The sequence below is a fragment of the Shewanella electrodiphila genome, assembly GCF_023283985.1.
Classification (GTDB): Bacteria; Pseudomonadota; Gammaproteobacteria; order Enterobacterales; family Shewanellaceae; genus Shewanella; species Shewanella electrodiphila.
The window spans coordinates 1-12,419 of record NZ_JAKIKU010000014.1; the positions used below are offsets into that span (position 1 = coordinate 1).

Consider the following 12,419-nt stretch of genomic DNA (forward strand, 5'->3'; position numbering starts at 1 on the left):
TGACAACGATGAAATTGTAGCAGTAGACTCTAATGGTCGCATTGTAATTAAACCAATCGCCGACTTGCCAATGTTTGATAACGGTTGGGGCAATGGTGATACTCCAGAAGCAGACATGCCAACTCAAGGTGGGCATCAAATCATCCGTAATGGCGACACTGTTTACGTCCAAGACACTAACGGTGATAACGTGCTTACAATCACTAAGAATGACAACGATGAAATTGTAGCAGTAGACTCTAATGGTCGCATTGTAATTAAACCAATCGCCGACTTGCCAATGTTTGATAACGGTTGGGGCAATGGTGATACTCCAGAAGCTGATATGCCAACTCAAGGTGAGCATCAAATCATCCGTAATGGCGATACTGTTTACATTATCGATGAAAACGGTGAGCGCGTTGTTACCGCAAGCAAGAATGATAACGGTGAAATCGTATTCGTTAATGCTGCTGGTGAAGTGACTATCAAGAAGATTGCTGACATGCCTATCTTTGACCATGGCTTCGGTAATGTGCCAGGTCGTGACGATGGTATAGATGGTACTGCTCCATGTACTTCAAACTGTGGTGGTGGTATTAACCCAGGTGGAGACGATGGTGATATGGCTCCAGGCTTTGGACCAGATGCTCCTGAAGTAGAGTTGCCTCCAATTGATGGTAACCCTGGCCGTCCTGAGATTCTTCCTCCTGTAGATGGTCCAATCATCGATAAAGATGAGTCAATTGACAACACTATCCCAGGCTTCGTACCAGAAGAAGGTCAAGCAATTGCTAAAATGGCAGAAGGCATGACTGCTGAACAGAAATCAAATCTTCGTCGTAAGGTGTCTCAGATTAGAGATGCTGTTAAGGCTCGTCTAAATCGTTAATTTTTAGATAAATGCAAGAATAAGGAGGCGAAAGCCTCCTTAACTTTTTTGAGGATTAACGAAATGAAAAAGATTTTAATGATGCGATTTATTATTGGTTTAGTTGCAATTGCCAGTTCGGCTGCAAATGCAGAATCAACTGGCGGCCTGCAGGTGTTTCAATATAATGATGAAGTCATTGCTGTAGCGAGTGGTAGTGTGCAAGTGACTGAAGAGTTGAACTTTAGTGCTGAAGTTGATTCAACGGGTTACTTAGAGGTCGGTGCTGGTTACGGCATGATGTTGGGTCAATTCTATACCGAAATTGGCGGGCGTTATGGCCGTGCAGATACACTTGATATCTATGATGTGAGTTTAATGTCAGGTGTAATGTTAGGTCAGAAATGGATGCTTTTTGCTAATACGGCACATGAATGGCGTGAATCAAACCGTATTATAGGTAGTTCTATGGGACTGTTTGACCAACGTGAATGGCGTAATAGCATTGGTGTTAATTACAGTCCTGCTTCATGGGTTAATTTGGGTTATACGCTCAATCATGATCGCTTACTTTCAGGTAACCGATTTTTAGAAGTGGAAAATGACAATATAACCAGTCATGACTTTATGTTGACGTTCAAACCTAAATACGTTTCACCTTATGTGAAATACACCTATGGTGAATACCGAGTTAGACCAGGCGAACCTGTGACATCAGAAAGCCAAGTTGAATTTGGAATTAATTTTAATTTTTAAAAAAATTTATTATAAAATCAAAAATAACCGCTTTTAACCATTTGGTTGCTCTCGCCCATTATTTAAATTAATGGGCTTTTTTGCTTTTGCTTTTGCTCTTCAAAGGTTTTTAATACCAAATTGTTCAACCATTGCGTCAATGGATTTTGGCGGTTCTTATAATGAAAATAAGTAGATATTTTGTAATCAAGTACTCCCTCATCAACATTAATTTTAATTGCCCTTAATTGAGGATAATGGCTTATATCTAAGAAACCTGACAATGGGGCTATCATGTCAGTTTCACTAATGACATCTAAGATGGTGGATGGTAATTCTGAGCGGAATTTAACCCGATAATCTAGATTGTTTTTTGCGAAGATCCCCTGTGCTATCGTTTGTTGATAATTCCAGTCTGCAGCAATAATTGCAGCGAAATCATATTGAGCCGCTTCAGATAAACTGATAGAAGTTTTTTTACAGGGATGATTTTTTCGAACGTAACATTTAAAACGTTCTGTCGAAATATACTTCTCACTCACTTCAGATGGCAATTCAGGTATTTGATAAGTGAGCCCTAAATGAAGTCGATCTTGCTGAATTTGAGATAATGAATCAGTAGACCATTTATACATTTGAACATTACATTTAGGTGCTGATGCCATAATATTTAGAAATAGTTTGCTGCCGATGCTGTTGAGCAAAAATGGCGAAAGCGCAATGTGAAACGTGTCTTCTAGTGCGGCGGGGTCAAATTCATTAACACTGTTTACCGCCAGTTCAAGGTCTTGATAAACAGGGCTAATCGATTGAAATAAGTTGACAGCAAAAGGAGTCGGTTCGAGCCCTGAAGGGATCTTAACAAACAATTCGTCGCCAAAGTGGTGTCTTAATTTTTGTAGAGATTTACTGATAGCTGGCTGACTTACAAATAATCGGCCAGCGGTAAGGCGCATATTGCGTTCTCGATACAGAATAAAAAAGACATGCAATAAATTTAAATCAAGGTTTTGAAACAAGTTTTTAGCCATGATACGCCTGATATTTTTACTTTTGTTTAATTTACTCCTTATTCTTTGACCTTACAATTGAATCTCTTTTTTAAAGATTTTTACATATGTGGCTGTTATGTCTGTATATTAACTATACAATTACTAAGCTTTCAAATATCAAATCATTTTTAGGTCTTTTTGCTTTTTAGTACTAATGCCTGTTTGTTTAGATGACTTCATATCGTTAATCTTAAAATGCATCGTTTTAATAAGTTGTCTAACTCTGAGAGTGACTTACATGGTTAGATTAGTGACTACAGCACGCAAAGGATAAGCATGATGTCTACAGTTATATCTCGTTGGTTTCATAAGATCATAGTTGGTGTTGTCTTGTATGGCTTTTCGTATGGCGCAATCGCACTGGAATGGCCGCAGGAAGTTCAGACGAAACTGGGGATATTGGTTGTCTACCAACCGCAACCAGAGTCGCTTAATGGCAATGTATTACAAAGTCGTGCAGCGATGTCATTTGAGGTTAAGGATCAAACAGATCCCGTATTTGGTGCATTTTGGTTTAGTGCCCGAATTGATACCACTGACGATGTAACAACCGTGCGTAATATTCAGGTGACTGAAGTGCGTTGGCCATCTTCAACAGAAGAAGATCAGCAAACCTTTACCGATACCGTTTCAGAGGCACTAGCCACTACAAGCTTTGAAATCTCAATGGAGCGATTGTCCGCCAGCTTAGAAACGGCGGAGCAAGAAAAACGTAGCTTAGATAATATAAAAAATGATGCACCAGAGATTATCTTCAGTTCTACCTTGAGTGTTTTGCTGTCTTACGATGGTGAGCCACAATTTAGGGAAATCGAAAATAGCCCTTACGAACGTATTCTCAATACTCCTTTCGCTGTTGCCCGTGACACCCAGTCAAAGAAACTCTATTTAAGTAGTGGCACATATTGGTATGTGGCAGAAAATCCTATGGGGCCATGGCAAGTCACACTTTATCCACCTGAAGATTTGGTTAGTATGGTGAATACCGAGGAGGATGAACCAGCTAAAAGCACCGCCAATGCACCGCATATTATTACCTCGGATGTCCCGACAGAATTGATTTCAACTGATGGTTCGCCTAATTGGCAGAGTTTAATCGATGGCAAACTTTTATATGTCAGTAATACAGAAACGGCCTGGATCCGTGAAACAACATCAGGTGATATGTATCTGTTACTTTCGGGTCGCTGGTTTAAATCAAAAAAACAAGCTGGACCTTGGGCTTTTGTGCGCGGGGATAAATTACCTGAAAGCTTCAAAGATATTCCACCAGAATCCGATATTGGTGGTTTAAGGGTTTCTGTTGCGGGCACTGATGAAGCAAATCAAGCCATGTTAGATGCGCAAATTCCGCAAACAGCAGCGATTAAACGTGACGAAGCTAAGCTTGAAGTGGAATATGATGGCGAGCCTGAATTCGAGGCGGTAACAGGCACTTCAGTTTCTTACGCTGTTAACACTTCAACCCAAGTTTTATTGATCAACAAAGTGTATTACGCCGTCGACAATGGGGTGTGGTTTACATCGGCATCAGCTAAAGGCCCTTGGATTGTTGCTGATGATATTCCGAATGAAGAAATCGCAAAAATTCCGGCAAGTTCACCTGTCTATAACACCACTTACGTACAAGTTTATGACTCGACCCCTGAAGTGGTTTACGTGGGTTATACCCCAGGCTATATGTGGTCTTATCCATATTACGGCGTGCCTATTTATGGCACTGGTTGGTATTACCCGCCATATTGGGGGCGTTACTATTATCCTCGTCCACCAACCTGGGGCTTACATGTAGGTTATAACCCTTGGACAGGCTGGAATGTGGGCGTGAGCTGGAGTAATGGCTTTTACCGTGCAGGTGTTGTGTGGGGAGGTGGCTACGGCTACCACCGTCCATATCGATGTTGCGGTGGCTATTATGGTGGTGGATACCGCCGCCCTGTGGTGATTAATACCGGCAATATTAATATTGGTAACAGTATTAGTGTGGGCAATCGAACTAAGGTGTCTAATCGAATCAATTCTACAAATATTAATGGAAATAGAATTGGCAAGCAGAACAATTTGTATAACCGCCCAGCCACTCGCGATCGTTTAGCGAGCCCTGCTGTCGCCAATAAAAACTTGAAAAAAGCCACTTACAATAAGAATCGCAGCAATGATGTGTTTGCAGATAAACACGGTAATGTGGCTCGTGATAATCAAGGTAAGTGGGAGAACCGCAGTGATGGCAAGTGGAATACAGCTCCTGCCACTCGGGACTTGAGCAAGCCCGCTAATATCAATAAGCCTAGTAATATCAATAAGCCTAGTAATATTAGTAAACCTAGCACGCTGCCATCCACTCGTCCGTCGACGTTACCTTCGTCAAGGCCGTCAAATATGCCAGCAACGATGCCTTCTTCACGTCCATCGAATATGAATAACTCGATAAACCGCAGTCGTCCAAGTGGTGGCTTTGATCACCAAAGCTTGAATCGCTCTCGTCAAGCTCGTCAATCAGGTATGGCAAGAGAAGGGCGAGGACGTGTGCATCGCTAATTGAGCCAATAAGAAAATAAGCCTGCAAGTTGCAGGCTTTTTTATTATTCTGACTATTAAGTGAAATATTTAGCTGCACAACAATAAACGGACATTATTTATGTGGAATACCCTGCAAGCCTATCGGTCATCAATTATTTTATTGTCAGCTTTATTGCTTGGCGGATTACTTGGGACTGCATTGCCAGAATTTGCTATCAAGCTTAAGCCTATTGGGCAAATCTTCCTGAATTTATTGTTTATGATTATTGTGCCTTTAGTGGCCGTGAGTGTGATGTCTTCAATTGCGAAGATGACAGACTTAAAAAGGTTAGGTTCTATTTTGGCTTCGATAATGGCCGTGTCTGTGGTGATGGCAATGGTGCCTGCCATTGGGATTGTGTTATTGGCACTCGCCTATGATCCTGCTCAAGGAGTCACACTAGAACTTGCGGAAACCGTAGAAGCCGCTGGCAGTATGGACTTTGTTAGCTTATTGACCACCAATGATTTTGTTGGGTTGTTATCAAAATCGAACATTTTAGCGCTGATTATCATGTCAGTAATCAGTGGTATTGCCATCGGTCAATCTGGCGAAGATGGCCGTAAAGTGTCGGCGTTACTTGATAGCTTGAATACCGTGATCATGAAAATTATTGCGATATTAATGTATGTTGCGCCAATTGGCTTAGGTGCTTATTTTGCCGCCACTATGGCCAGTCAAGACGCTGAATTAATGGGAACATTTGCAAGAGCTGTAGGACTTTTTTTAGTCGCAACAGTGGTGTATTTAACCTTAGGTTCGACGCTTTATGCATGGGTCGGTGGCGGTTTAGCAGGAGTGAAACGCTTTTGGCAAAACATGCTTGAACCAGCGGTGACAGCGTTAGGGACAAGCTCATCATTAGCAACCTTACCAGTGAATATCAGGGCTGCGGCCAAAATGGACTTAAATGAGCAAATCGCTGAGATAAGTTTACCGCTATTGGTGAACCTTAATAAAGGCGGCGCAGCGATGATAACTGCACTCAAAATCGTATTTATTTATTCGCTATTGGGTATGGAGTTCACTTCCGATGTGTTTATGTTAACCATCTTGATATCTGTACTGTCAGCGTTTGTTATTGGTGGAGTACCTGGTGGCGCTTTTTTAGGTGAGATTTTTATTGTTACTACCTTAGGCTTGCCTTTAGAAGTGATCCCTATTTTGGTGGTATTAGGCGCGATAACTGATGCGGCTTCAACAGTCATTAATGTGGTTCACGACTTGACTGCAACACAAATTATTCAACGTATTAATGGTAAACATTATCAAGCTACAACAAACACTGCTGAATAAACTTTCATATTAACTCATCTATCATTCGAGCCTTGTTTTAGGCTCGAACACCCGAAAAGCACCTATATTGTTAAGCCTATTTTGAGTATCAACTCAATATTTATTGATGATCCTCTCACTTCTTTAGAGTAACTATTCAGTTTTGCGTGCTAATGGTTGAACACTCTTTGAGCGTGTGTAACAATGCTGCACCAAATGTGTAGCATTTTTTTTACAGGTTGAGCAGGCTTACATTAGTCCTAGCTTTTCTAGACTGTAAGGCAATAAAACGTCGGTATAAGGCGTATTAATACAATAACCTGAGCATGGAATCTCAATGAAACTTTCTTTTCGCCATTTGTTATTTTTGGTGATGATTTTAACGTCACTCATCCCCATTACTGCAATATCATTTTGGTCGGCAAATTCAGCTCTTGAGAACGAATATAATATGGTGCATGACAAGCATCTATTACTCGCGCAAAACATTACCAAAGCACTTAATCGTTATGCGATTGATGCACTCGCTATTTTTACTACAGTAACCAACAGCAACTCCCATCAGGGTGTTGATAGCATCATGTTTGATTTATTGAACACCGTTGATGTGGTTTCAATTGGTGTCTTTAACCCCCAAGGACAACGAGAAAACGTCGTATATGGTGCTGAAAACTCTCAACCTTTAAGCCTAACCGACGCCAATAACCCATTTGATTTATCTGAATTATCAGAAGCGCATTTTACCCCTATTCATAAAAATGGTGTGCTACAGCCAACCTTATACATGATACGTCAAACCCCAGATATGCGTATTTGGTTGGCGACGATGCATGCCACTTATATTGAGCAATTACAATCGGCGGTGATGTTCGGCGATAAAGGCCATGCGGCAATTGTTGATAAGCGAGGTAACGTGTTGGCTCATCCCAACAAAACGTGGCAAGCAGAGGCTAAAAATATCAGTAAAGTGAGCATCGTTAAGCAGATGATGGCGGGTGAAACGGGGGTAAGTCAGTTCTACTCGCCAGCGGTAAAAGCGGACATGATTGCGGGCTTTGATGTGGTGCCTACCACGGGCTGGGGAGTCATGATCCCACAACCTCTTGTTGAGCTCGATCAACGTGCTTTTGTCGTTATAAAATTTACTCTTTTAGTGGCATTGGTATCGCTGATTGTATGCAGTGTGTTTAGTTGGTGGATTGTCGGCTTAATTACTCGACCTATCGATATTTTAACGGCTAAAACTCGTGTCATCACTGATATTCGTTCGGATACGCAGAGACACCCTAGAGGTTTTCATACCGCAGAATTTGCAAAGTTATTTGATAGCTTTAGACAAATGTCATTAGAAATTAGAAATGGAAGAGAAGAGCTAGAGGTGAGAGTTGCTGATCGCACCGCTGATTTAGCCGAAGCTCAAGAAAAAGCCTTACAGCTCGCCAATCATGATGCGGTGACAGGGCTAGCTAATCGGGTCGCGATTAGAGATAAAATTGCTGAGTTATTACAGCAGCAAAAACATTTCTCATTATTGTTTATCGACCTCGATGGTTTTAAAGGGGTGAATGACCAATATGGACATAGAGTGGGTGATAAATTACTAAAAACCTTAGCAGATAAAGTCAATAACCATCTATTTATTCACGATATTCTTGCTCGTTATGGTGGTGATGAATTTATCGTATTAATGCCGAATATGGATTCGATCATTGCTGCAGATTGTGCGGCTGAAAAATTACTGCAACTATTTTCTGAACCGGTAATTATTGAAGACAGTGTGATTTGTATTAGTGCGTGTATTGGTTTGGCTTTATCAAGTGGCTTTGATAAAGACACTGATAGCTTGATCCATAGAGCGGACACTGCAATGTACCGCGCAAAACGCCAAGGCAAAAACAAAGTTACCATCGCGAGTTAATCATGCATGCGCAATATATACTAGAATTTATATAATGTCGTTAGAGGTCATATGTCAATAAAATCTGTATGTTACAGCAACCCCTTATCAAACGCTCACAAGGGTTTCACCTTAATCGAGCTTGTTGTGGTTATCATTATTTTAGCGATACTTGTAGTGATTGCTGCGCCAAAGTTTATTTCGTTAAAAGAAGATGCATACGCAGGACAAATGCAAGGAGTGTCTGGTGCGATTAGCAGCGCTAAAGATTTAGTGTATTCCGCTTGCGTAATTAGTGCTGATTGTGATGAAACGGCTGCTGCTTCAGGTATTAGTAATAGTATTGTTGTAGAGGGCCAAAACATTACGCTAGCTTATGGTTACCCGAGACATACTAACGCTGGTATTGCCCGCGCTATTAATATCGTTGATGGAGATGATTTCGAAGTTACTTCATATAGCATTTCTGGACGCAGTGGTTTACGTATTAGACCTGCTGCAGATTATTCAGTGAATGATTGCGAGATCCGCTACTCTGAGCCGCAGGCCGCAAAGGAAACCCCGGTAGTTGAAAGGGATTTAGAGGGGTGCTAGTTCTTTTTTAGGTTCAAAGTCTGACTTTATCATTCACTATGTTCAACAGCGATGATGGCTTAAGCTAATTTTTAAGACTGAATTTTAAGGCTGAGTTTTATCTAAAGTTAATTAGGTCATCGCGTAAGATAAATCAGCATTCGTTTCAAATATCACCTAGCCCGCGTATAAAAATGGATTTTTACTCAATGAAAGTTTTGATTTCAATATCGGTTTTCTCTTTTTTAATGCAGATCTGCCCACCTGTGATGGCAAATGTGTTCAATACGGTTGTGAGTGTGCAATGTAATGAGTGCGTTTCTAGTGATGATTATCGTGTCGCAGCCATATCAGCCCTGAGAGACAGAGAACAAAAAGTCGTTAATGTGGTTAATTTTAATGAGTTTGACGTTCGTAAATTTGATGTCAAAAAACTGCAAGTGGAAGTGTGTAGTGATTATAGTAAATCAGCGACCAAAGGTTTCTGCAGGATGGAAGATGGCTCGATAGTAAAGCCGCTTAAGCTAACTAATATTGCCCGTGAACAATTTATCCTTTTCGCAGAAGAACTGTATCAAATCGATTTCTTTCAACCTGTTAATATATCGGTAGATTACCAAGTTGCAGGCTCTGCTTGGGAGTTAATCGGCAGTGGATACTTGCCTAATAAGGTGAGTGATACTTGGCGTCAACAAAGTGAATATTCAGATCTGGTAAATCGTTATAAACACGGCATGCAGGTAAGCTATCAAACTAGGATTTTTGTGACGAATTTATCTCCGAAAATAGTGTATAGATTCTCTGATGAGTCGCAGTTTAATTCTGAAGTTGACATGATTGATATGGACGAACAGCTGCATTATAAATTTATCGCCCTGCAAGATGAGCATAATAATTTCCTCGACATGGCCGAAGACCCAATATTTACTCTCGGAGATAAGTTTCAGTTTGAATCGCAACAAAGTGAAGACTATATGGTGATGAAAAAGGTTGTGGAAGCTTATGGTTTTATGACTGAGTCAAAAGCAACACCTTCAGGCATTGCCGTGACTATTGTGGCATGTACTTCGAGCGATAACCCTTGTCAATATAGTGCTTTTTAGGTCGTTATTGACCAGCTCACATCTAGTTGTTCTTTTTGCTCTTTTGGTACAAGTTTTCCCTAAGAATCAATTCAATCCGAGTAACAGGGATTTTAATAAGATTGGTATGGGGGAATTATTTAGTCAGGTTTAATGAGTGGCGATATTAAAACCTAACTTGGTTACGTCCGCGATCTTTAGCACGATACAGGGCTTTATCAGCAAGTTTCATACTTTGTTCAAAGCTTTGGTCTGACTTATGTTCAGCGCAGCCAATAGAGACGGTGACATTCACGGTTTTCTTTTTTACCGGCGCTTTACCGCGACTCTGCTTTGAATTGGTTTTACGGCTCTCATCACGCAAGACAATGTCATAATCTTCAATACTCTGTCTGACATCATCAAGGTGTGAATAGACTTGGTCTATGTCTTTACGCGGGAATACAATGGTAAATTCCTCACCACCATAACGGAAAGTCTTGCCGCCACCGGTCACCTTAGCGAGTTTTACTGCGACCAGTTTTAACACATCATCACCAACATCATGACCATAAGTGTCGTTAAAGCTTTTGAAGTGGTCGATATCGACCATGGCAACGGTATATTTACGTCCTAATGCTAGGCTCAAGTTAAATAATGCTCGTCTAGAAGGCAGTCCAGTTAACTCATCGCGGTAAGCTAAGAAATACGAGTCAAAAAGCACTGTAAATAAGAAGCTAATCGCGATGCCGCAAAATAGGATAGATAAGGGTAAATTGGTCGGGATTAAAAAATAGCAAAGCCACAATAGTAAGCAGATCCCTAAGCTGGTTTGCGCGAGATTACTGTGCCAACTGAGACGGAAAATCAGCACGATGGCTAGCGGATAAATTGGCAATAAATGCAGTGGCGAGCTTTCTACACTCAGGCCAAAACTTTGCTGAAATTGATTTAATCCCTGTGAGTATTGTCCGATAAGATAAACCCAAAGGTAAGCCAGTATCCCACATATAACAACTCCACCCATGCGGTAAAAGCTATGCACACTTATCACTCCACGGTCTTTAATAAAGCAAAACATGCAAATGACCAGAGTGCCAAATAGCGGTAAAAACTGATGGATTATAGGGGAAAGAAAGAGTCGGTGACTTTGCAGGGTATAAAAGCATAGTAATAATAAGCCTATATAAAATAGACGGCTGCGATTGAATTGCAGACAAATTAATGATGATGCAGCGAGTAACCAATACGGTGCGTAATGCAAAGTATCTTGCCAATCTATCCAGTGACTCTGAAAATGCGCCAATAAGGCTAATGACAGAAATGTAATAAAGAATGGCAGTATAAAAAAGCGCAAGGTATGCATTAAACTGCTCATTAAATCCACCGTAATAAAGCTATCGTTAAACGAAATTGAAAAGAAAAAGTTGCGGCTACATTAACGATGTAATTGTTTTGAACCGACAGATAAAAGCTAAACCTAAATTAAAAATCTGCTCTAACAGAGCGACCTTGGACTAACTAAACTGAAATATAAGTTAAATAGATTGGTTTCTATAGCTATTTGTCTCACTTTTGAGACTGTGACTCATTCTGGTTAGGACAGTGTCAGTAAGTCGGAATATCCCAGTTTTGTTTGTTGTGTTTTATCTTATGATTAGACAAGTAATAAAAAAGGCGTAAACAACGATGTTACGCCTTAGTATTTAGATTGCAGTAAGTCTAACGAGGTTATGACCGGAGTTAGCCTTTTTCCATCGCTTCGATGAATTTGTTTGATTCAGCAATCGATTTGTTCATCTCAGTAATCAAGCTTGAAATGTCAGATTGTAAGCTATTAAATTCACCTTTAATTGCGCCAATTGCTTGGGCATTTAGGTTGTGCTTTAAGTACAGCATATTGTCTTTCATTGCCGTTAAGATTGGCGGCATTTTCGCTTCTGCACGGCGCATTCCCTTAACTAATGAATTATATGAGCGCTGAGTTTCATTGAGTTTATTGGTGCTATTACGACGAAGGCTCGCTTTACTGATTTCTTGAATTTCAGTTTCCCATTCGTCAAATAAAGCTTCGGCGACATCTTCGACTTTATCAATACGGCTGCCAACTTCATCTGCTGCAGCTTGAGCTGACTCATATTCATTTTTAGCTTTGTTGTAAGCATCCTCAAGATCGCCACCATCAAACGCCAGCAAAGCCTGCATTTCTTCTAGCGCTGAACTGAATTGCTCTTGAGCTTCTTCTTGGGACTCTTTCGCTTCTTGAACGCGATCGACCATGATGTCACGCTTGTGATAGCCTACTTTTTCCATTGCACCATAATAGGCACTTTGGCAGCCACTTAATAACAAGCTGACGCTAAGGAATACTAGTGATATCCATTTCTTCATCTTCTGATCTCTTTATTGTTGTCGT

The 12,419-nt window shown here is 40.7% G+C and carries 10 protein-coding genes; 7 read left to right on the forward strand and 3 right to left on the reverse strand.

Annotation, left to right across the window (positions count from 1 at the left end):
* On the forward strand, positions 1-871 hold an 871-nt coding region (locus L2737_RS18980), incomplete at its 5' end, for a hypothetical protein (protein WP_248956774.1).
* 63 nt (positions 872-934) lie between these two features.
* Complete coding sequence (locus L2737_RS18985; protein ID WP_248956775.1) at positions 935-1,606, forward strand: hypothetical protein; 672 nt, start codon at positions 935-937, stop codon at positions 1,604-1,606.
* A gap of 62 nt (positions 1,607-1,668) precedes the next feature.
* On the opposite strand, the gene L2737_RS18990 is transcribed toward L2737_RS18985, so the two are convergent.
* A complete protein-coding gene (locus L2737_RS18990) occupies positions 1,669-2,616 on the reverse strand; it encodes a LysR family transcriptional regulator (protein WP_248956776.1) in 948 nt (315 codons plus the stop codon).
* Positions 2,617-2,913: 297 nt separating this feature from the next.
* Between L2737_RS18990 and L2737_RS18995 the strand changes: the two genes are divergently transcribed.
* The 5 genes from L2737_RS18995 (at position 2,914) to L2737_RS19015 (ending at position 10,045) form a co-directional block, all read left to right on the forward strand.
* On the forward strand, positions 2,914-5,175 hold the full coding sequence (locus L2737_RS18995; protein ID WP_248956777.1) for a carbohydrate-binding family V/XII: 2,262 nt from the start codon (positions 2,914-2,916) through the stop codon (positions 5,173-5,175).
* Positions 5,176-5,275: 100 nt separating this feature from the next.
* Positions 5,276-6,493 carry a dicarboxylate/amino acid:cation symporter gene (locus L2737_RS19000; RefSeq protein WP_248956778.1) on the forward strand — a complete coding sequence of 406 codons (1,218 nt, stop codon included), beginning with the start codon at positions 5,276-5,278 and terminating at the stop codon, positions 6,491-6,493.
* Between the two features lie 316 nt (positions 6,494-6,809).
* Positions 6,810-8,390: a sensor domain-containing diguanylate cyclase gene (locus L2737_RS19005; protein WP_248956779.1), complete on the forward strand. Its 1,581-nt coding sequence runs from the start codon at positions 6,810-6,812 to the stop codon at positions 8,388-8,390.
* A gap of 51 nt (positions 8,391-8,441) precedes the next feature.
* A complete protein-coding gene (locus tag L2737_RS19010; protein WP_248956780.1) occupies positions 8,442-8,963 on the forward strand; it encodes a prepilin-type N-terminal cleavage/methylation domain-containing protein in 522 nt (173 codons plus the stop codon).
* Positions 8,964-9,151: 188 nt separating this feature from the next.
* Positions 9,152-10,045 carry a hypothetical protein gene (locus L2737_RS19015; RefSeq protein ID WP_248956781.1) on the forward strand — a complete coding sequence of 298 codons (894 nt, stop codon included), beginning with the start codon at positions 9,152-9,154 and terminating at the stop codon, positions 10,043-10,045.
* A 145-nt stretch (positions 10,046-10,190) separates the two neighbouring features.
* On the opposite strand, the gene L2737_RS19020 is transcribed toward L2737_RS19015, so the two are convergent.
* Together L2737_RS19020 and L2737_RS19025 are read right to left on the reverse strand one after the other, a co-directional pair.
* The gene (locus tag L2737_RS19020) at positions 10,191-11,381 is read right to left on the reverse strand and encodes a GGDEF domain-containing protein (protein ID WP_248956782.1); all 1,191 of its coding nucleotides are present in this window, start codon (positions 11,379-11,381) and stop codon (positions 10,191-10,193) included.
* 365 nt (positions 11,382-11,746) lie between these two features.
* Positions 11,747-12,394 carry a DUF2959 domain-containing protein gene (locus L2737_RS19025; protein ID WP_248956783.1) on the reverse strand — a complete coding sequence of 216 codons (648 nt, stop codon included), beginning with the start codon at positions 12,392-12,394 and terminating at the stop codon, positions 11,747-11,749.
* Positions 12,395-12,419: the final 25 nt, after the last annotated feature.